20 protein-coding genes are annotated in these 20,073 nt (G+C 41.0%); all 20 read right to left on the bottom strand.

The window, feature by feature from the left end; translation table 11 throughout:
• A complete protein-coding gene (locus ACOXY8_RS02290) occupies positions 1-834 on the bottom strand; it encodes a hypothetical protein (RefSeq protein ID WP_458329942.1) in 834 nt (277 codons plus the stop codon).
• A gap of 4 nt (positions 835-838) precedes the next feature.
• On the bottom strand, positions 839-2,017 hold the full coding sequence (locus ACOXY8_RS02285; RefSeq protein WP_458329941.1) for an AAA family ATPase: 1,179 nt from the start codon (positions 2,015-2,017) through the stop codon (positions 839-841).
• Entirely contained in the window at positions 2,010-3,188 is a 1,179-nt protein-coding gene (locus ACOXY8_RS02280; RefSeq protein ID WP_458329940.1) for a DUF262 domain-containing protein, read from the bottom strand. The genes ACOXY8_RS02285 and ACOXY8_RS02280 overlap by 8 nt, the downstream gene beginning before the upstream one ends.
• A 31-nt stretch (positions 3,189-3,219) precedes the next feature.
• Positions 3,220-4,263, bottom strand: coding sequence for a RhuM family protein (gene rhuM, locus ACOXY8_RS02275; protein ID WP_458329939.1), 1,044 nt, complete (start codon positions 4,261-4,263; stop codon positions 3,220-3,222).
• Entirely contained in the window at positions 4,242-5,510 is a 1,269-nt protein-coding gene (locus ACOXY8_RS02270) for a restriction endonuclease subunit S (protein WP_458329938.1), read from the bottom strand. Before ACOXY8_RS02270 ends, rhuM begins: the two co-directional genes overlap by 22 nt.
• Positions 5,511-7,280, bottom strand: coding sequence for a type I restriction-modification system subunit M (locus ACOXY8_RS02265; protein ID WP_458329937.1), 1,770 nt, complete (start codon positions 7,278-7,280; stop codon positions 5,511-5,513).
• Between the two features lie 2 nt (positions 7,281-7,282).
• Positions 7,283-7,576: a helix-turn-helix domain-containing protein gene (locus ACOXY8_RS02260; protein WP_140938354.1), complete on the bottom strand. Its 294-nt coding sequence runs from the start codon at positions 7,574-7,576 to the stop codon at positions 7,283-7,285.
• Between the two features lie 119 nt (positions 7,577-7,695).
• Positions 7,696-9,513 (bottom strand): DUF3987 domain-containing protein, encoded by a 1,818-nt coding sequence (locus tag ACOXY8_RS02255; RefSeq protein WP_458329936.1) that lies wholly within the window; start codon positions 9,511-9,513, stop codon positions 7,696-7,698.
• Positions 9,514-9,516: 3 nt separating this feature from the next.
• Positions 9,517-10,437: a BT4734/BF3469 family protein gene (locus ACOXY8_RS02250; RefSeq protein WP_458329935.1), complete on the bottom strand. Its 921-nt coding sequence runs from the start codon at positions 10,435-10,437 to the stop codon at positions 9,517-9,519.
• Complete coding sequence (locus ACOXY8_RS02245) at positions 10,424-10,720, bottom strand: helix-turn-helix domain-containing protein (RefSeq protein WP_458329934.1); 297 nt, start codon at positions 10,718-10,720, stop codon at positions 10,424-10,426. Before ACOXY8_RS02245 ends, ACOXY8_RS02250 begins: the two co-directional genes overlap by 14 nt.
• Positions 10,717-11,016, bottom strand: a complete 300-nt coding sequence (locus tag ACOXY8_RS02240) for a helix-turn-helix domain-containing protein (protein ID WP_073093951.1) — start codon at positions 11,014-11,016, stop codon at positions 10,717-10,719. Before ACOXY8_RS02240 ends, ACOXY8_RS02245 begins: the two co-directional genes overlap by 4 nt.
• A gap of 231 nt (positions 11,017-11,247) precedes the next feature.
• A complete protein-coding gene (locus ACOXY8_RS02235; RefSeq protein ID WP_458329933.1) occupies positions 11,248-12,264 on the bottom strand; it encodes a DUF6617 family protein in 1,017 nt (338 codons plus the stop codon).
• Positions 12,261-13,355, bottom strand: a complete 1,095-nt coding sequence (locus tag ACOXY8_RS02230; RefSeq protein ID WP_184497461.1) for a site-specific integrase — start codon at positions 13,353-13,355, stop codon at positions 12,261-12,263. The genes ACOXY8_RS02235 and ACOXY8_RS02230 overlap by 4 nt, the downstream gene beginning before the upstream one ends.
• Entirely contained in the window at positions 13,352-13,705 is a 354-nt protein-coding gene (locus tag ACOXY8_RS02225) for a helix-turn-helix domain-containing protein (RefSeq protein ID WP_184497459.1), read from the bottom strand. The genes ACOXY8_RS02230 and ACOXY8_RS02225 overlap by 4 nt, the downstream gene beginning before the upstream one ends.
• Before the next feature lie 242 nt (positions 13,706-13,947).
• On the bottom strand, positions 13,948-15,333 hold the full coding sequence (gene mnmE / locus ACOXY8_RS02220) for a tRNA uridine-5-carboxymethylaminomethyl(34) synthesis GTPase MnmE (protein ID WP_458329932.1): 1,386 nt from the start codon (positions 15,331-15,333) through the stop codon (positions 13,948-13,950).
• Complete coding sequence (locus ACOXY8_RS02215) at positions 15,333-15,803, bottom strand: thioredoxin family protein (protein ID WP_458329931.1); 471 nt, start codon at positions 15,801-15,803, stop codon at positions 15,333-15,335. Before ACOXY8_RS02215 ends, mnmE begins: the two co-directional genes overlap by 1 nt.
• Before the next feature lie 46 nt (positions 15,804-15,849).
• Complete coding sequence (locus ACOXY8_RS02210; RefSeq protein WP_458329930.1) at positions 15,850-16,740, bottom strand: metal ABC transporter permease; 891 nt, start codon at positions 16,738-16,740, stop codon at positions 15,850-15,852.
• 302 nt (positions 16,741-17,042) lie between these two features.
• A complete protein-coding gene (locus ACOXY8_RS02205) occupies positions 17,043-18,449 on the bottom strand; it encodes an NAD(P)(+) transhydrogenase (Re/Si-specific) subunit beta (RefSeq protein ID WP_458329929.1) in 1,407 nt (468 codons plus the stop codon).
• Positions 18,449-18,769 carry an NAD(P) transhydrogenase subunit alpha gene (locus ACOXY8_RS02200; RefSeq protein ID WP_458329928.1) on the bottom strand — a complete coding sequence of 107 codons (321 nt, stop codon included), beginning with the start codon at positions 18,767-18,769 and terminating at the stop codon, positions 18,449-18,451. Before ACOXY8_RS02200 ends, ACOXY8_RS02205 begins: the two co-directional genes overlap by 1 nt.
• 3 nt (positions 18,770-18,772) lie before the next feature.
• Positions 18,773-19,903, bottom strand: coding sequence for a Re/Si-specific NAD(P)(+) transhydrogenase subunit alpha (locus ACOXY8_RS02195; protein WP_458329927.1), 1,131 nt, complete (start codon positions 19,901-19,903; stop codon positions 18,773-18,775).
• Between the last annotated feature and the right edge of the window lie 170 nt (positions 19,904-20,073).

Raw genomic sequence — 20,073 nt, 5'->3', positions numbered from 1 at the left:
CTATGAATATCTTTCCCTTAATTTATGAGCAATGGCTTCTGTTTCACGGTAGTTTCTACCGGTTGTTTGAACCCATAAGGCGTACTTTCTTTGAGACTTAAATAGCGTTATCTCAACGACACCATTTTTATGAATTTTTCTTATGAAAGTGTTCCCGCCCCAATCAGTTGATCGCATGGCTGTAACATATTGATTATATTTAAGTTGGTTGCAAAGAGCTTGCAACTCGTCTTTTCCATGGTGGTCTGCTAAATGAATATCCTTCTCATCTGGATTCAATTTGGTTTCGATTAATTCTACTTCTCCAAGATTCTCAACAAATGCGGCAATTCCTTCCTCGCCAAAACAGGATTCGTCAAATACATTGTGAATTTGGTGGTCTTCAGAGGTTTCATCTTTCTCAACGATTATCGGCAACAAGTTTCTTTGCCATTCGGCTGAGGTATTGAGGCTAATCGTTGGCAATTCGTATAAATGTGCCGCGGCTAAACCTAAGCAGGGTACTTTTTCAGCTTCATTTCTTTTATAAAAATACTCTGCTTCTATAAAGGCTTCCTCAACCTGACCATCTTCCTCGTTTATAAATGGAGTAATAATGCTTCCGAACATAAAGCCTTTAAGTTCAGGAGATACGGCACTATCTATGAGCCAGCTATGAACTGTATAGTCGTCCGCAAGGAGAATTTCAGAAACACTTACATCTGAGCGAATGCGTTTGAAGCCAAAATCCATTGATTTCTTAAAGGTTTTGGCGAACAATGTCATTCTTTCAATTGCATCGTACTTATTCGCTGAATATGGAACAACACTTAACTCGTTAAACATTAATTCCATAAGTCTAAATCAATTTTGATAATTGGTTGGTCCATTCATCTAATAGATTTTCGGGATATTCACTCAGGGTACCGTTTTTATCTAAAACAATATCAGTTATAGCAGAGAATTGCTCCTGATCTTCCATAATTTTCTTAAAATAAAACAGCACCGCTTTGTCCTTGCTTAATTTCTCTTCCTTTATGCCTACACGAATGCCATTTACTATATGGTCGCTGTGAGTCTCAATAATAATTTGCACATCGTTTTGAGCGACAAGTGCAATCAGTTCTCCGAGCTTAGCTTGACCCTTGGGGTGAATATGGCTTTCAGGGTTTTCAATAATTAGTAATGTGCCTGGTTGGGCTGAAAGCAATGCTGCAACTACAGGGAGTGTGTAGGTGATTCCAAAGCCAACGTTTTCAGGCTTGAAACTGTTGGTTCGTCCATAAGTGCGTTGCTCATACTGATATTGGAGTAATACCTCATCTTGATTTATTGAAGTAGCTACAACTTTAATACCCGGGGAAATTTCACCTAACCATAGGTTAATTTGATTTCCCAAGGTCTTATCAACCGTTATTTTTTTAATTAAGGTGTCCTCCACAAAAGATTTTGGATGTAGAATATTGTCAAATGCCACTTCTTCATCATAATAGGTTTCGATAAAGTGTACAGCATATTGGCCATTCATCCCTATGTTCCTGTTTTGAACTACTTCATTGTTGCTTTTGGGATAGGTAGATTCGGGTTTAATGCGATATGCATTGAGGTACTGAAATTGATTGGAAAATAAGCCAGTATGCTTTTCTGCACTCTTAACCAATGACTCATATTTGATTTCCGTTTCTCCGTAAATATTTTTGTCCGCCTTTGGAGGTAAAACATCTTTTTCCATTTCATAAGCATAGTGAAAAGGAATGGTAATCTCTTCTCCAAGAGAAAGGTTAAAAATCAAATCTTCCTTTTTGGCATACTGATAAAAGGCATCTTTGGTATTCCCAATATTTACATATTTACCTTTTAGGTTAAGCCATCCATTAGACCTACCTGATTCAGTATTGCTTTGGCGTAATACTAATAGACTTTGAATAAAAGAGCTTTTCCCTTGTCCATTTAGCCCTAAAAGCACATTCAAATTCCGAAGTGGGAACACTTTGGATTTGATAGACTTAAAGTTTTTAATTTCTATACTACTAATCATTTGCTATGGATTGATTAATTAATTCCCTGATTTTGTTGTGACGTGTGGCCACTTTGGTTTTGTCTCCGGTGCTGCTTGTTACCGCAAGAAAGAATATCTCATTATTGGTCAATTCTTCTTTTAGTTTGGCTTTAAATACATCTTTATTTGCCTTTAAGCGTGTTGCTTCATCTTCTGATAATAGAGCCAACTGTGTGGACAGTGCATCAAAAAGAGCCTTGTTTATTGGTGGTTTGTTTTTGCTGGTAGCTCGGACTTTTCTAAATGCTTCGTCTCCGAATATGGTTTTTGCTAATAGCATCGATGCTTTAAAGGCATTGGTTATTATTTCTAATTCCTCCTCAGATTTGGAGTATATCTCAGCCATTGCCTTGCTCATGTAGGAGTCTAAATCATAGCCAAAATCCTTGGTACCATAATTTTCTATACCTAGGAGATAGAAGCCAAGAAAACGGTTTGCAAAATCTCTGTCGAGCATTCTATCAGCTTTGATTTTATTGTTGGTAGCCTCCTTAAACGCTTTGAGGTTTGCCAATTCATAAATGAAAGTAGCAGGACGCCCTTGGAACAAAGCATGGCGAATTTCTTGGGGTTCTAAGATAAGACCACCTGTATTGATGCGCTTGAAGATGTTGAACTTCACATCGGTAGGAGTGCCAGGCATGATTTTGTAAATCACTACCTGAGCTTCTTCTATTACCCGTTGAAGGTCCTCAGGCAAATCATCCCAATATTTTCCGTTTAGATGGGTTAAAAACTCCAAATTGGTCAACGGCTGGGTTTTATCGACAACAAAGTTTCGGATACTGCTCAAACGTTGAAGGCCATCTACCACCAGCCAGTTGTTATCATCGCTTGCATCAAAAAAGAATGCAGGTAGCGGGAAACGGATCAGTATGGATTCTATCAAGCGACTTTGCTTGGTTTTATCCCACAAGTCGTCCTTGCGCTGAAAGTAGGTTTCAGTATTCATTTGAATACTTTTCCGTTCTATGCGCTTGATTAAGGTGTCTAATGATGGAGTTTTGGTTTCTATCTTGATGAGGGTAGGGTCGAATGGTTTTTCCATTAGGCGAGCCTGATCATCAATCTGTTCTTTTTCTGTACCATCGCCAGCGTCAATGACAGCATTGTCCACTTCTTCTTCCGATATATTATGAGCGTTATCCATTTTCACTTTCTGATTTTTGCTGTTGTAATATTTACTCCTTGTCTTTCGATTTTCCTTTCTTCAATCCCTTAACCATTTTATCAAAATCGGATTCTATTTTCTGGGTTTTGTTAAACTTGTCGTATTCGGAGTGGGCTTTATTTTCGGCCTGTTTTTTTGACTTTTTGCCTGGTCCTTCCAACACTTTGTACTCATTAAATTCCAAAAACTTATTGACGCTCAACGCCAACTGTTCCATGGTAAAGGTATTTTCTCGTTCTATCAGTCCTTCGATGTAATCAAAGTAGCCGGTTACGGTACGTTCCAGTTGTTTGATTTCTTTTTCCTGCAAGTAGTTTTTGGCAATGCTGGTATCTGATTTTAGGATTCTGCCTTCAGGAGCATTTTTCCAAGTGGTTAAACCCATGTTTTCTTTTTTGCTGTCGGCTTTTAGGAAAATGATTTCGGCTGCTGTTTTGCCTGTGATGGCAAAGTGAAATTTGTTTTGAACCGTGGCGTAAAATTCTTTTGTAATGGGCGATTGCGGGTCGTAATCGATGCTACACTCGGCAAAGATGTCGGTCACTTGTTGGTAAATTCTTCGCTCACTGGCTCGGATAGAGCGGACACGCTCCAATAACTCTTTGAAATAGTCCTTTCCAAACAGGGTTTTACCTTGCTTGAGGCGTTCATCATCGAGGGTGAAACCTTTGATGATGTATTCTTTTAAGGTTTTGGTAGCCCAGATACGGAATTGGGTTGCCTTAGCTGAGTTGACCCGGTAACCTACAGAAATGATAGCGTCTAAGTTGTAATATTCTAAATTACGGGCAACCTCTCTATCGCCTTCCGTTTGAACTGTTCGGAATTTCCGAACAGTTGCCTCTCTGTCCAGTTCGCCACTGTCATACACATTGCTAAGATGCTCACTAATAGTAGATTTGGACACCCCAAAGAGGTCGGCTATTTTTTGCTGTGTAAGCCAAACGGTTTCGTTTTGCACATAAATCTCCACCTTCACTTCACCCGAAGGGGCAGTGTATAAAATGAACTCGCTCAGCTCATTAGTTGGTTTTACAGGCTTGTCGTTTGACATACTTCCGGCTTTATTATTTTATGATGTAATTTCCCCACTACAGCTTCGGCTATCATGGCTTCCCGGTACTCTTTGATGAGTTCTATTTCTTTCTCTGTTTTGGAAATTGCTTGGTCAATTTTGGCGGTTTCGGTTTTTATCTCTGTAATCAATTCCTCTTGGCGTTCTATTGGAGGGGTGTAGATATAGTAGTTTTTTAAGATACTGTTTGTTAAACCTTCTCTGGAAGCTCCTTCAATTGTTTTTACCTGATTTTGAATCATATCAGATTGTAATTGAAGCATTAAGAATTTGGGGAGAATTTTCTCCTTTACTGGCCTTAAAATGCAAACGTGTTGATTGACGTTTGCTTCTTCGTCTAATTCAAACACAAAGGTTCTTCCTATGGAAGCACCAGTGATATTTATTAAAACATCGTCTTTTTTGACTTGAGAGCCATTCATGCTCTTGTGAATATCTTCAGTGATAAACGCTACATCATCCAGCCGCAAGCCATCATTATGAATATTTTGACTTCTCAAAAAGATAACACCACTATTCTTGTAAACAGTTGCTCCACCTGTAGGGGTAACACCAGCTCCGACCTTCGTAACGCAGTATTTAATTTTTACCTTTTGATCTTCACTAATTAATTTATGATTTATAACCGCCTGCCTTTGCTCTTTTAGCAACTCAATAAATGCTTGCTTTTTCTGGATGAAGTGCTTTATTTTTTTGGATTGGGCTTTTATGTAAAATACGATTTGGTCTTGTTCAACCTTTGGAGGAACCGCCACTGGAATACTGAAAAACTTATCGGAGTACAAGCGTAATCGGCTATCTATAATACCGAAGGATTTTTTTCTAAATTCAGCCTTCATTATAGCTGTAGAAAACAAATAGCCGTAGTAATGCGGGTTGTTTTCTCCCTTGATGCGATACACGCAATATGCAGGGCTTGTAATACCATCGTATTTTGAAATGCCCAAACTGCCATTCCAAGCCAACATGATGTTGCTTACCAAATCATTCTCAGCTACTTTTTTGTAGCCTACCAGTGTTTTAGCATTGCTAATGAAATCATCCTCGTTTTCAAGGCTGTCTCTCTTTTTGGTTACTCCGGTATAATGAGAAACAGAAAGCAATTCTTCTTCGCCTGTTTCGCTTCGTTCATCTATCTCAGCAAAGATATTTTTGATACGCAAAGTTTTCCAATGCTCAGGAACAGTGGATATCCATTTGGTAGTATTTCTGTCTTGTACCATCATTTACGCTTCAATTATTTCTTTTAACAGATGCTCTGTCTCTTCCTCAATTTTGAAAATATCGGCAGATATTTCTTCTAAGCTCCTTGGTGCTTTGTGCTGGTAGAAGTATTTGGCAAAATTGATTTCATAGCCAACTTTGGTTTCGCTTTTTTTGTACCAGGCATCCGGCACAAAAGGGGTGACCTCTTTGGCAAAAAAGGCATCTATGTCGTCCTTCAAAGGAATGTTTTCCTTGTCTTTAAGCGCATTATCACTTTTGGGTTTGCCTTTGGCATCCTTGATGATATTTCCATCTTCATCACGCTGTGGGCGGTGTACGGTTATCTGGCTGTAACCAAAGTCTTCATTGTCAAGAATGATGCTGTGGGCGGTGTTCTCAAAGTTCAAAAACAGGTCGGTAATCTTACGGATATGGTCTTTGCTAAACTCCACACGTTTTTTGCCCAAAGGCTTGCGCATTTTGCTGTAAAACTGCTCCGAGGTAACATTGATGAGTTGTAGTTTTCCCTTTCGCTTTTCTTCCTTCTTGTTGTTCAGGATAAAAATGTACGTGGGAATGCCCGTGTTGTAAAACAAATCATTGGGTAGCGCAATTACCGCTTCCAGCAAATCATTCTCAAAAAGGTATTTGCGTATTTCTGTTTCTCCTTGACCTGCATCACCAGTGAACAATGCGGAACCATTATGGATGGTGGCTGCTCTACTGCCCAAATCACTATTGGTTTTCAGCTTAGAGACAATGTTCATGACAAACAGCAATTGCCCGTCATTTACTCGGGGGACACCTACTGTAAAGCGAGGATCTATGATGTCTTTTTTATCAATAATAGCATCTGCATCTACTTTCCATGTTTTCCCATAAGGTGGGTTACTAATCATGAAATCAAATTGAAGATTGGGGAAGCCGTCTTTGCTCAGTGTAGAGCCAAAAGCAATCTTCTCCGGGTCTTCATCTTTTATCAGCATATCTGCTTTACAGATGGCATAGGTCTCTGGGTTTACTTCCTGACCGTACAAGTGGAAAGTAGCTTTGGGGTTGAGTTTCTTGGCGAAGTGTTCCGCTTCGGTAAGCATCCCTCCACTACCACAAGCAGGGTCGTAAATCAAATACGTACCGTCCTTAATCTTTCCTTTGAGCGGTTCAAAAATAAGGTGGGTCATTAAGCGAATGATTTCCCTTGGGGTGAAGTGTTCTCCGGCTTCTTCGTTATTCTCTTCGTTAAACTTGCGTATCAGTTCTTCAAACACATAGCCCATCCCTAAATTGGTCAAGCCTTCCATGACTACATTGCCGTCTTTATCTGTGATAGGCATTGGGCTTAGGTTAATAGTGCTTGAGCAAAACTTTTCAATCAGTGGAAAGGTAATGTTGCCTTCTTCCAAGGTCTCCAATTGGTTTCTTAACTTGAACTTACTGATGATATCCTGCACATTGCTACTAAAGCCATCCAGGTAAGTTTCTAAGTTTTGACGAATATTGCCCGGTTCGTTTAATAACCTTTTGAAGGTGTATTTTGAAGTATTGTAAAAGACATAACCAGAGGTTTTACGCAATTGAGCAGATTGGTTATCAATCTTCATTTCGTTTAGTTTTTGATGCATTTCCAAGACTTTGTCTTTGGATGGTTCCAAAATGGCATCTAACCTGCGAAGCACGGTAAAGGGCAAGATTATATCTCTGTATTTTCCTCGTGTATAGACATCACGTAACACATCATCAGCAATACTCCAGATGAAATTAACGATAGCATTATGTTGTACTTGGTTCATTCTTATTTGGTGTTTGCTTGGTTAATATCTTGTTCAGCAATTTTTAAGGCTTGCAATGCCTGATCTTCATCGGTTACAAGCTCCTTTATTTGGTCAGCCAACCACAATGCCAGCAATTCTTGTTCATTTGTTTTGAGTAGTCCTGCAATTTTCAAAACCTGATCTCGTTTGGCTTTCCGTTCACCACGCTCAATTTTACTGAACATGGGTGTATCAATTTCAAGGTTTGCCGCCAACTGTCGTTGAAGCAATCCCTGACTTTCTCTAAGCTCTCTTATCCTTTCACCAAAGTGCATGGCCTGTTAATTTATGACTTGTCAATATTTGGCTAATATAAGAAAAGAAAACGATAGTAAAAGCAAAAAGTAGTGGTAAACTGATTTCAGGATTTTGAGGAAATGGAGGATGCCAAGGATCATAAGTCCTCAGCATCCTTAGAATCCTTAACTTCCTCAAGTGTGGTGTTGATATAATTGTCCTGAGATTCACGGTGAATCAATCCCGATTTGGCAAAAGCGGTGATATAGCCTTCGGCTGTCTTTGCCGGAATGCTCATGGCTTTTGCTACTTCGAGATACTTCTGCCGATTGAATTTATGTGGCAAGGCATACAGAAACTTCTCCTTCTTATTCATTCTACTTGGCTTGGGTTCTTCTTGTGGAAGTTCTCCAAATACTTTACTGGAATGCTTCACCAATACTTTTACCATTGAAAGCGAAGCTTGAAAATCCCTTTCCTCACAAATCAGCTTCTTGGAAGTGTCACCCGTTTCCATGATCCGCAAAGCGGAGAATATCATGGAGATTCGGTAAGCAATCAAACCTAACCTTCTGATAGTAGCCATGTAGTCCAACCCTTGAAGGTTCATGTATTTCTCCTGTATCTGGCCAAAGAACTGGTTGAATTGCTCCTGTTGGTCTGCTGTAAGGTGAAACTGGCGGGGTTCATCCTGCATGATGACTTTGTAGAGTTCATAGAACTCATTGCCCAGGGCTTCAAAGTAATCGTCCAGTCCGTTATCCGTTTGACTGGCAAATACATTTTTCCATACCGGGCGAACGTTCATGAAATAGAAGATGAAACGGCTGAATAAGCCGTTTTCAGCGTTGGGAATCAATGCCGAAACTTGTTTTGGCGTTCCTGAAAGGACAGTAGAAAGGCAAGGGCTTTCTATGTCCACAAACTCACGGTCAGTTCTGCGATAGTAGGAAATGGTTTCATGGTGAAAGGCTTTTCTAAAGCCATCACTGTAATTTCCGTAATCGCTTTTGAAGGCATGGGCTAAGGTGTCTCCTTCGGTCTCGAATATCAGCCCCCTGCCATCACTATCACCCAAAAGTTGATAAGCTCCCGTTGAACTGTTGTTGGCTGGAATGAACAGCATCTTTTCAGGTGGTTTGGCTGGCTTCTCGATACCGTCTTCCTTTCCCTTCTTGGAGTTGTATTCTGCCATTTCCAATTCATAGTGTTGTTTGTGGAGTTTGGCTTGTTCCCTCAATTCTTTGTGAATGGGGTTGACCAACTGACGACAATGCACCAAGCGGCCTTTCCCTGCGGATGCCTGAGCGGTAATGAATAGGAATAGATTTGGGAATACTCGTTTACCATCATAGATGCCCGATACTTTGGGCAAGCATGCACTGATAGCTCCGAGGGAACCGAGGAGTAGAATATCCCTTTCCTCATTGGAAGTGGCAACCGCCACAACCTTTTGCAGAAATTCAGGAAGTTCAGGAAACAAGGAATCTGGAAGGGTTGGCATTTCTTCCGGTTCCTGATTTTCGGGCTGGTGGTATTCAGATTGACTACCATTCAGCTTTTCACTTTTGAAGGTTCGCTGATCCTGTTTTTCTGTCCGTGGAGGGGCAATGTCAATTCCTGCATCCTTGGCGAGGTAGAAAAAGGTCTTTAGTGAAACGCCATGACCTTTTGATTTCAAGCAATTGTCAAATTGCTTGTCGCACTCCGGTGCGGAATAGCCTGGATAAAACTGGCTCACCCTATGAAATAGGATACGGCCATTTTCTCCAAACTCATCAGAGAAGGCAAAGCCGATATTTACCCAATCGCTATATGTGGAGGTAATATCTGTTCGGTTGGCTTCAATGCTTTGGATGATACGTTCTACTTCGTCTGGTTGAGAATCTGTATTGAAAGTTTGTTGCTCTGTCACTTTCGGTTGCGGGGTTGGCTGATTAAGCCAATCCTGCGGATTGAATGTTTTTCTTTCCATGTCCTACAAGTATTTAGGATTGATGAATATTTCTGAATCATGCGGAAGGAAACATGCTCTTGAAATGTCCTTTCCGGATTGGTCTATTTCGAGTTGGTAGGTGTGGGAAACGTAGTTTGCCACTGCCTTGAAATAGTCCTGGTGTTTGGCTTGCGTCAAGTCTATTGGAATTACCCATTTGAGGCCATCACCTGAAGGAGATAAAAACAGTAGCTCCGTTTCGAAGTAGTGGTCGTTGAGTAGTGCCGTCTTGAGTGAAGGAATGTCCTGAATGTGGTCAAAATCGATTGTGAGCAAACCTGAATGTCTTTGAAGGTTTGCATCATTTCTCTTGGAGAAAGTGCCTGAGAAGGTCACATAATCGAAATTTTGAGCCTTGTACTTTCTGGCTTCCTTTGGGTCGGGAATGTTGCGGAGTGTACTTGTACACGAAGCAAATTCATTGCCTTTGATAAGGTGGTACACCTCAACCAAGGAGGCTTGCCGACTTGGGATTGTGTTGGTAACAGGCTTGTTGAAATAGCTGAAAACTGGCGGAGCTGGTTTGACTATTTCAGGAAGAGCAACCGCAGGTTGCGATTCTGACTGCCTGTAAAAACCTTGCTGCTTACCGATACGCAAATGCAGTTCTTCATTCAGCTTGTCGAGAAGGGCTTGCCCTTCGAGGCTGAAATGTAATGTTGCAAAATCAAAGGCATTGCCTGGTGCAATGGCTTCTTCTGAATCGGTGTGCGTAGCACATCCGTCAACTACCTTCACAATCAATGTGGGCTTGTCCGCATTGAATGGGTTCTTTGCAGGTTTGCAGTCCCTTCCCGAAAGGGAAAGGACTGTTTCAACCGGATAGTAGTGTCGCAGCACATGGGCATAGATATTCAGGCCGTAGTGCGTTTTGTCGAGAATGGCTTTTCTACTTACCTCCATAGTGCTTTGATTTTGAAGGTGAGTAATTGGATTCCAGCAAGGCTTCTATATCAGAAACCTTGTAGTAGAATTTGCCATTGATTCGGCTGTAGGGAAGAACCCCACTATCCCGAAGGGATTGGAGGGTTCTTTTGCTGATGTGAAGCGTTTGCATCACTACCTGTCCATCAATCCATTCTTCGCTGAATTGCTGCAAGCGAGATTTATGGAAGTTGAGGAGGTAGGCTTTGACTGTTTTAATGTCTTGAGTTAGCGTCAAGATCATATCCATTATCTCGTTCATAGCTTCACCCTCCCTTTCTTGATTAGGTAATCCGCTGCCCTTTGGTCTATTTCTTCCTGAGTGGAATTGCGGTTGCGTAGCAACCAGCTTTCCAACTCGCTTCTTTTGAAATAGAGCTTCTTTCCATTGGGCTTGTAGTGCGGAATGCTCCCTGCACTTGTCAATTTGTACAAGTGAGATTGGGAAAGCTCCAGATACTGGCAAGCTTCATTGAAGTTTAAAACTTCCTTTGTGTAAATCCCCTGGCTCTCAATTAGGCGTTGGAGATTTTCAAGACGTTCAATTATTTCGTCCATGACTTAATCAATTATGAATTAGGAAATGGACATCTGGCCAAATGTCATATTCGATTGTCGAATACGGGGCTAAATTAGAATGGCTAACAGGGCGTTATGAGTGTAGAATGGCGGGGGGAGTGTCGAGTGTCGAGTGTCGAGTGGGCTGAAAAAAAGAATAGCCCATTTTTTTTGAAAAAGAGGGCTAAACAAAAACAGAATAAAGATAATAGGAGTAAAGTGTCGAGCGGCTTATTTCAGCAATGAAATAGCGGATTCCAATAAATGGCCTGTTGACTTGGGAGCTTGATTTTTCCTAAGACCTTCATGTTCGAAGAATGATCCATCAGTTTTAATAAAGCATTTGCAAGCAACTTTCCATTGGTTTTGCTTTAGGTCTGCAACCAATTTGTATTTAGTGTAAAGCAATTTGACGAAGTAATAGAACTCACTTACGTTGCCTGTCCAGACAATAGGAGTTTTGATTTCGTCTCCTGAGAAAATCTTTCTGAAACTGGATAGCTGAGTTTCTTTGCTAATGAAATTGTTCTTTTTGAGGCTATCACATAAATCAGTTAGCTTGTCTGGACTTGTGCTGAATTGCTTGTAGGTAAATGAATGAAATGAATTTACCGTTGGTTCAGGTTGGGACTTTTTAGTTGGTTCTTTCTTTGCTTCAACTTCAATGATTTGAATCTCGGTCAATAAAGGTTTCTGCGGTATTGGTTCAAGTAGTAGCTGGGTGTAAAAATCCTCTATCACCAACTTATCATCAATCCAAGTGCTGAAAGCATCTTGGATTTCGAGGTAAAGCTGCATGTATGCAAGCTTTAGCAATTGGATGATATAGGTGTTGGCTTTGTGAGCCTGGTCAAACTCAATGGAAACTTTTTTGGGATCTATTAATGTCAAATCAAAATCCTTCTCTTTAATCAGCTTTCCAATGTCTTTTAAACGTGTCTTTAAACGCTTGTTCAAAGTATCATCCAGCCAATAGCGGATGAGGTTTTCTGTATCGTCTTCACTGATGAGGTTGTAGAGCCTTTCAACGTCCGTTTTGAGGGTGTTTAGAATCAGCTTTGAGTAGTATTTGGTTTTGTTGTCAAATGGCCTTTCAAATTTGATTTCATACCGGAATGGATAATCAGTGGAGGCTTCTTTCAGGGCACGGAACTTTGGAGCAAACTTTTCGTCCACGCTGTTTTTCTCTGACCAAGGGCGAAGCCCCTGGTAGAGAATGTCGTCAAGTATTTTGGTTTGATTGCTCATAAGTCAAGTTTGATTTTACTGGCTGCCTCTTTTTTCTTGTCGTCTATGATTTTTGCATAGACTTGGGTTGTTTTCAGCTCCCTATGGCCTAAGAGCTTTGAAACCGTGTAAATGTCGGTTCCCATTGTAAGCTGCAATGTTGCGTAGGTATGACGGGCGCAATGGAAAGTGATTGTTTTGGAGATTCCGGCTTTCATCATCCATTGTTGCAATTTCAGGTTGTGCCATGCCGAATACTTCAAACCTTTGAAAACTCTTTCTTCTCTTTCCTCACGTTCTCCGAGCAAGCCGAAGGCTTGTTCTGAAATGGGTAGGGTTTCTGCTCCTTTGGTTTTCTTCTGTCTGAATCGGATGTAGTAGCCCATTTCATTTGAGTGCTGCACCTCAGACCAAAGGAGCTTATTTATATCTGACCAGCGCAGCCCTGTAAGGCATGAAAAAATGAATGCCGTTTTCAGGATGGGAATTTCACATTCTGCCTTTACTGCTGCTTGCAGCTCATCCAGTGTCAAAAACTCTCTTTCAGGTTCTCCTTGCTTGAATGCTTCTACACCTTCAGAAGGATTGGTTGGAATGATGCCATCTTTTACGGCCTGTTTCAGGGCTGCCCTTAGCTTATTGAAATAGGAGTACTTGGAGTTTTGGGATAGCTTCTGATTTCCGTGGGCTATGGCCTTCTTATCAAGGTATTGTTTGAAGTCCTGGACAAACTGCCTGTCCACTTCCGTGAAAGATAAATCATAGGTGCAAAAGGCTTTCAGGTGCTTAATCATGCTGGTCCAATTGCCATGATTGCCGGGGCTGTCATCCCTTTGCTGTGCAAGCAATTCAATGTAGGAAAGGAAGCTGCCTTTTTGCTTCTCCTGATCACGAAAGCCATAAACACCGTTTTGGATTTCGATTTGTCTTTGCGCCCTGATGGTTTCTGCAAGTTGCATGGTCTTTTTATTGACCTCTTTTTCCTCCTTGGTCTTTGCATTGGGGTCGAGGTACAATTTTAGGTACTCGGTTTTCCGCTTTCCCTTGTGGTAATAGTCGAGGTATAAGCTGGTCTGTCCGCCCTGGTTGCGTTGTCTTAGTGTTACCTTCATATCTGAAACAGTTTATCGATTTCGGTTCTCTTGATGATTGTGCGACTGCCAATCTTTGCCGCTCGGATGTTTCCGGCTTTTATCTGCCGATAGATTGTCATGCGGCTTGCACCTAAGAGCTTGCAGGTTTCCTCTACACTGAGAAAATCTTTGTCCTTCAACTGTTCCTGATTGTATTCAATTCTCTGTACCACGATAGGGGCGACCTCCTCAACCTTTTCTTCTCGCTTACGCTTCTTGTAGTTTCGGGAGGCGCACTTGTGGCTGCAAAATTTGGTTACGGTTGTCTTTGCGATGAAAGACTTTCCGCAGTCCTGACAAATCTTTGGAACTTCTATACTGCTGCTCATGGTGTTTTCCTTTTTGGCTTAAAAATGTCTCAGAGAATATCCCTTTGTATCGGGGTGTATCTCTATGTAACATGATTTCGCCTGTTGCTAAAAATCTTGTTGCTACCAACAAACCTGTTGCTATCAGTAACAGATTAGAAACAAATATAAGCAAAAAAAGGGAAAATTAGCAACAAGTAAAGGAAAGAAAAACCGCATAAATGATAGAAAAAGAAGGGTTTAGAGTAGTAAAGGAAATGTAATTACTTTCCGATACAAAACTTACTAAAGATATTATCCAGCAAGTCTTCTGTGGTGATACTCCCTGTGATCTCGCCAAGGTGGTGGAGGGATTGCCGGATGTCCATGGCGAGGAAGTCATTGCTGATGCCATTTTCTAAGCCAGTAATTACTGCCATTAGCGATTGCTCAGTTTGCTTGAGTTGATGGTAATGCCTTTCGTTGGTTACTATTGTATCGCTACCGGCAATTTTATCTTTTTCTATAGTTTCTAGCAATTTGCTTTTCAGCTCTTCCAAACCATTTTTATGGGATGCTGAGATAAAAAGCATTTCTGGAAAGCTAGTTTGCCAATTTGCTTTTTCTTGCTCCGATAGTAAGTCACTTTTATTGCCTATTAGAAGAATGGGCAGATTCAAGCTTTGTAATCCAGTAGATTCGGCTTGTAGCTCAGCAATGCTTATTTTTTTTAGGTCTGCCAAATAGAGGATTATAGAAGCTTCTTTCATTTTGCTTTTGGTACGAGCTACGCCCATAGCTTCTACTACATCGCTGGTGTCGCGCAAGCCGGCAGTATCGGTAAACCGAAAACTAATACCTTCGATATTGATGGTGTCTTCTATGAAATCTCTTGTAGTTCCTTCTATTTCGGAGACGATGGCTTTTTCTTCATTGAGCAAAGCATTGAGTAGGGTGGATTTGCCAGCATTTGGTTTACCTGCAATTACGGTGGACACGCCTTTTTTTATCACATTGCCTAAAGCAAAGCTAGAAGCTAAACTCCGTATTGCTATCAATAGCTTTTCGATAAGGCTTCTCAATTGCTCTCTAGAAGCAAATTCCACGTCTTCTTCGGAGAAGTCAAGCTCCAACTCAATCATCGAGGCAAAATGAATAAGTTCTTCTCTTAGCTGGGCAATCTCTTGGCTGAAACCACCACGCATTTGATGCATGGCAGCCTTATGTGCCATATCAGAATCTGCGGCAATCAGGTCAGCAACGGCTTCAGCTTGTGCCAAATCAAAGCGCCCATTCAAAAAGGCTCTTTGGGTAAATTCACCAGCTTTTGCTAGTCGGGCTCCTTTATGCAATAATAGGCGCATAACCTCCCGCACAATATAGGGTGAACCGTGGGTTGAAATCTCAATTACATCTTCGCCAGTGAATGATTTTGGACCTCTAAACAAAGAGACCAATACCTCATCTATCAATTTTTCGCCATCTTTTATGGTTCCAAAATGTAGGGTATATCCTTTCTGTTTACTTAAATCTTTTCCGTAAAACACTTGATTGCATATATCTATAGCATCTTTGCCTGAAAGTCGCAGAACTGCAATTGCTCCCACACCAGGTGCCGTAGCAAGGGCGAGGATAGTATCATCATTTTGAGAAAAAGAGGAAACAGACATTAATTATGATAAGCATTTTGGATAAAGTCCAGCAAAGTTACAAAGTCTTTGGCGTTTCTAAATCCCGGCACTGGCGTAACCTCTTGCATAGTTTCATCTAGAAATAATATGGTAGGCAAACTTTGCACTCTAAATGCAGCGGCCAATTCTGCTTCGGTGGTGGTGATTCCTTTAAAAGTTACTTTTTTGTCTGATTCGGCATTAAGTTTTAAAGCGTAAAAATGCTGGTTTACTTGCTCGGCAACATTTTTATTTCTGAAGGTAACTAAATCCATTTGCTTACAGAAGCCACACCAAGTAGCATATACATCGATCATGATTAGTCTAGGATTTTCTGCGATTAATGAATCTAATTGTTCAAACTCAACCCATTCTACCACCTTAGCCACTTTTGCGGAATTGGCGGGAGGATTGGCCATTAACATGGATGGCATTATCGCAAAGCAGAAAAGGTAAATAGCTATTTTCATTTGGTCTAAACTCTGTGCTAGAAACCGATTATGAATATTGAATAGTTCAATGAATCGGTTGTGGATTGTTTTGCACTCGCTTTTTGCGTTTTTCAAATACGCTTGTATAGGGCGAGACAACAAACACTACTGCAAATGTAAGTCCAGCTACGGTGGCAATGGCGCCTGCTATACTTCCATCTATTGCTACAGCTAAAAAATAGCCTAGTACAGAATTGACAACTCCAATTAATACTGTAAGCCAAAGGAGTCGCTTGAGCTTGTCTGTAAGTAAATAGGCCGTAACTGGAGCGCTTACCATAAAGGCCACCACAAGTATAGCACCCACCGCTTCGAAAGCTGTAACGGTGGTTAAGCTTACAAATCCCATTAGTAAGTAATGCACTAATTGAGAACGGATACCATTGATTTTGCTAAACTCAGGATCGAAGGTTGTAATCTTTAACTCCTTATAAAACAATATGATAAATGTGACGACTAATAGTAAACTGATGCTTGTGGTATAAAGTACGCGAGGTCCCATAATAGTACCTGAAGTTGTGATCCATAAGTCAATTGGCACATAGGCAATTTCGCCATAGAGCACACATTCTTGGTCTAAATCTACTTGTCCTGCAAATACTGAGATAAGAATTACCCCGATGGCAAATAACCAAGTGAAGGTTACGCCAATAGAGGCATCGGTTTGTAATTTGCCTTTATGGTGGAAGAATTCGATTAGGAATGTAGTAAGCATACCCGCTAGTCCGGCGGCTAGTACCATCCAAACTGAATCACGAGAACCTGATACTAGAAAGGCCAATACAATGCCTGGCAGTACTGCATGACTTATAGCATCTCCCACCATCGACATACGACGCAGCATAAGGAAGCTACCCAACAATCCTGAGGATGTGGAAACGACTATGGCAGTAAGTATGATTAGTAGCGCTGACATGATGCTGCAAGTTACTAATGAATTGAATGGTAAGGATAATTATTCCTATTTCTTCTTTTTGGTACTGCGTTTAGACTGTTCTTTTTCAAAATCTAGATATGCACGAAGATTTAGGCGTAAAGGAATTATACTTTATCTCTGCGAACGCTGCGTCTTCCCTTGGCGATTCTTTGCGTTTAAATTCTTCTTTTTTATTTACCGCGGAGTGTGCGGAGATTTACGCAGAGGTTTTGGCTTCTTCTAGAAAAGCCCAAGCGGACGCCTGCCTGGTAAGCTTGAACGAGTTCAGCCAAAGCGGACAATTACAACTCTTTTACTTCGCTCACCAATTTTTGTAGTGAATCTTTTGCATCACCAAATAGCATTCTGGTTTTTGGGTAAAAGAAGAGTTCATTTTCGATGCCAGCATATCCTGCACTCATTCCTCGTTTAAGGATGATTACGTTTTTGGCGGCATCTACTTCCAATATTGGCATTCCGTAAATAGGAGAGGAAGGATCATTTTTGGCAGCTGGGTTCACCACATCATTTGCTCCAATTACAATCACCACATCTGTATTGCTAAGCTTAGGATTGATTTCTTCCATTTCCTTCAGCTTTTCATAAGGTACGTCAGCTTCGGCCAAAAGTACATTCATGTGGCCAGGCATTCTACCAGCTACCGGGTGAATGGCATAATTCACCTCCACACCTTTATCTTCAAGCATTTGCTCCAGTTCATGGCAAATATGCTGTGCTTGTGCTACTGCTAATCCATAGCCTGGCACAATCACTACCGAATGTGAGTAAGAGAGTAAAACAGAAGCGTCGTTGATAGAAATTTCACGAACTGTTTGATCGCCAGCTTCCTTGCCTGAACCTCCCGCTTTTGCTCCTCCAAATGCGCCTAAGAGTACATTGGTAAGCGAACGGTTCATCGCCTTGCACATCAGAATCGTTAAAATAGTGCCGGCAGAGCCAACTAAGATTCCACCTGTTAGCATGGCTTTGTTTCCGTATAAAAATCCTCCAAAAGCAGCGGCTACACCCGTAAATGAGTTGAGCAATGAAATAACCACGGGCATATCTGCACCACCAATTGGCATTACGAACATGACGCCATAAATAAGAGCTAATGCAAGTAATACATAGAAAATCGGATTGTTCATTTGGTCGCTCATCATCAATACAACCATGAGACTGACCATTGCTAATAGCATAGCCATATTAAATACCTGATTGAGCGGGAGGACTTTGTCTTTGATTTTACCTTCTAACTTGCCATAAGCGATTAGTGAACCTGAAAACGATACACTACCGATGGTAAGTCCCAAAAGCATGATAAGCATGGCGCCATCAAAAGAGGACATCATTAAGCTTGGATCGTGATGACGAAATTCTATTATGGCAATCAAAGCAGCGCATGCACCGCCCATTCCATTAAAGAAAGAAACCATTTGAGGCATTGAGGTCATTTTCACCTTTTTGGCCATGATATTCCCGATAATGGTGCCGACCAAAAGTCCCAAAACGATTAACCCATAATTTGCGATTTTAGCTGAGTCAAAATCTTGAAATAGGAATATGGTTGCCAAAATGGCTATTAACATTCCAAATCCGGCAATGCGATTTCCCTTACGTGCAGTATCGGGATGGCTTAGCATTTTGAGACCAATTACAAAAGTAAGCGAAGCTATCAAGTAGCTGATTTCTAATATATTTAGGCTCATTATTTCTTAGTTGTAGGTTTCTTTTTGAACATTTCAAGCATGCGATCTGTCACGACAAAGCCGCCAACTACATTGAGTGTACCCATGACAACTGCCAAAAAACCAATGATTTGCGCGACGTAATCGTCAGGCGAGGCTTGCAGCATTACGATAATTGCACCTACTATTACGACTCCATGAATGGCATTGGCGCCAGACATAAGCGGTGTATGCAAAATGGCAGGCACATTGGATATTACTTCTATTCCTAGCAGGATTGCCAGTATCAAGAAGTAAATCATATCCATGTTTTCGCCAAGAAAGCTGAGAATGTTTTCCATAGCTTATGATTGTGGTTTCAGTTGTTGAATAAGACGAGGAGAAATGGCTTCGCCGGCATGGCAAACACAAGTGCCAGTTACAATTTCATCTTCAAAGTTGAGATCAAGTTGGCCGTCTTTAATAATGAGCTTTAAGAAATTGAGGTAATTCTTGCCATACATTTTGCTGGCATCTTGCGGAAGGTCGGAAGGCAAATTGCCTACGCCGACTATTTTCACGCCATTCACTTCTATAGTTTGATCCGCTTGTGAAAGAGCACAATTGCCTCCAGACGATGCTGCCAAGTCAATAATTACCGAGCCGGGCTTCATTGCATGAACAGTTCGTTCTTCTACCAATAGAGGAGCTTTTCTACCTGGAATTTGAGCCGTGGTGATAATTACATCTGCTTTTATAGCATGTTCATGAATGGTGTCCTTTTGCTTTTGGATATACTCTTCAGATTGCTCAATCGCATATCCTCCCGCTGCTTTGTCTTCCGAAGCCCCTTCTACATCTACGAATTTTGCTCCTATAGACAATACTTCTTCTTTGGCAGCTTTTCTTACATCAAATGCATAAACAGTTGCGCCCAATCTCTTAGCAGTGGCAATTGCTTGCAAACCTGCAACGCCTGCTCCAATCACCAAGACTCTAGAAGGAGTGATGCTACCTGCAGCGGTCATAAACATTGGGAAAAAGCGAGGTAATAAATTCGCTGCCATTAATACAGCTTTATATCCTAATACAGTTGCCATAGATGAGAGCACGTCCATCGACTGCGCGCGCGTGATTCTTGGCACTAATTCCATACTAAAAACTGTTCGGCCAGAAGTTAAAAAATGATCCGTGAGCTCTCGATTAAATAGGGCTTGAAACTGCCCCATTAAAACTGTATTTGGCTTCATTTGATTAAGTTCATCTACCCAAATAGGATGTATGCAGCAAATAATATCTGCATTTTTGATTACTTCATCCCTAGATTTAATAATAGCGCCTGCGAGCTCATAAATGGAGTCTTCAGCAAAAGCAGAATGGCCTGCCTGGCTTTCTACCCAAACTTCAACATTCCAGCTAATTAGAGTTTTAGCAACCTCTGGTGGAATGGCAACTCGATTTTCATCCTTCGATTCCTTTAATACACCTATAATCATATGGGTAATTATGTCTTTTAAAGAATATTATTTCTTGTGACTCAAGATTCACAGCTCAATCTATCAAAAAGAATGTAAATCGAAAGAGATTTTTGAGGAAGGGCTATATAAATTTTGTAATCAAATCTTATTAAGGAGGAATTGGTTTTTAGTATAACTGAATATCGCCT

The sequence above is a fragment of the Peijinzhouia sedimentorum genome (genome assembly GCF_049340005.1).
In the GTDB taxonomy this organism is placed as follows: domain Bacteria; phylum Bacteroidota; class Bacteroidia; order Cytophagales; family Cyclobacteriaceae; genus CAXBDP01.
Note: the sequence above shows the minus strand (reverse complement) of the source record. Positions and strands in the feature narration are given on the sequence as shown.

Coding starts and splice junctions, on each gene's coding strand:
- ACOXY8_RS02235 (WP_458329933.1), bottom strand. CDS start 12,264: ATGAGCAATCAAACCAAAATACTTGACGACATTCTCTACCAGGGGCTT.
- ACOXY8_RS02280 (WP_458329940.1), bottom strand. CDS start 3,188: ATGGATAACGCTCATAATATATCGGAAGAAGAAGTGGACAATGCTGTC.
- ACOXY8_RS02200 (WP_458329928.1), bottom strand. CDS start 18,769: ATGGAAAACATTCTCAGCTTTCTTGGCGAAAACATGGATATGATTTAC.
- ACOXY8_RS02205 (WP_458329929.1), bottom strand. CDS start 18,449: ATGAGCCTAAATATATTAGAAATCAGCTACTTGATAGCTTCGCTTACT.
- ACOXY8_RS02230 (WP_184497461.1), bottom strand. CDS start 13,355: ATGAAGGTAACACTAAGACAACGCAACCAGGGCGGACAGACCAGCTTA.
- ACOXY8_RS02245 (WP_458329934.1), bottom strand. CDS start 10,720: ATGAACGAGATAATGGATATGATCTTGACGCTAACTCAAGACATTAAA.
- ACOXY8_RS02260 (WP_140938354.1), bottom strand. CDS start 7,576: ATGCACTTTGGTGAAAGGATAAGAGAGCTTAGAGAAAGTCAGGGATTG.
- ACOXY8_RS02265 (WP_458329937.1), bottom strand. CDS start 7,280: ATGAACCAAGTACAACATAATGCTATCGTTAATTTCATCTGGAGTATT.
- mnmE (WP_458329932.1), bottom strand. CDS start 15,333: ATGTCTGTTTCCTCTTTTTCTCAAAATGATGATACTATCCTCGCCCTT.
- rhuM (WP_458329939.1), bottom strand. CDS start 4,263: ATGTCAAACGACAAGCCTGTAAAACCAACTAATGAGCTGAGCGAGTTC.
- ACOXY8_RS02285 (WP_458329941.1), bottom strand. CDS start 2,017: ATGATTAGTAGTATAGAAATTAAAAACTTTAAGTCTATCAAATCCAAA.
- ACOXY8_RS02210 (WP_458329930.1), bottom strand. CDS start 16,740: ATGTCAGCGCTACTAATCATACTTACTGCCATAGTCGTTTCCACATCC.
- ACOXY8_RS02240 (WP_073093951.1), bottom strand. CDS start 11,016: ATGGACGAAATAATTGAACGTCTTGAAAATCTCCAACGCCTAATTGAG.
- ACOXY8_RS02225 (WP_184497459.1), bottom strand. CDS start 13,705: ATGAGCAGCAGTATAGAAGTTCCAAAGATTTGTCAGGACTGCGGAAAG.
- ACOXY8_RS02255 (WP_458329936.1), bottom strand. CDS start 9,513: ATGGAAAGAAAAACATTCAATCCGCAGGATTGGCTTAATCAGCCAACC.
- ACOXY8_RS02290 (WP_458329942.1), bottom strand. CDS start 834: ATGGAATTAATGTTTAACGAGTTAAGTGTTGTTCCATATTCAGCGAAT.
- ACOXY8_RS02195 (WP_458329927.1), bottom strand. CDS start 19,903: ATGATTATAGGTGTATTAAAGGAATCGAAGGATGAAAATCGAGTTGCC.
- ACOXY8_RS02270 (WP_458329938.1), bottom strand. CDS start 5,510: ATGATGGTACAAGACAGAAATACTACCAAATGGATATCCACTGTTCCT.
- ACOXY8_RS02215 (WP_458329931.1), bottom strand. CDS start 15,803: ATGAAAATAGCTATTTACCTTTTCTGCTTTGCGATAATGCCATCCATG.
- ACOXY8_RS02250 (WP_458329935.1), bottom strand. CDS start 10,437: ATGGAGGTAAGTAGAAAAGCCATTCTCGACAAAACGCACTACGGCCTG.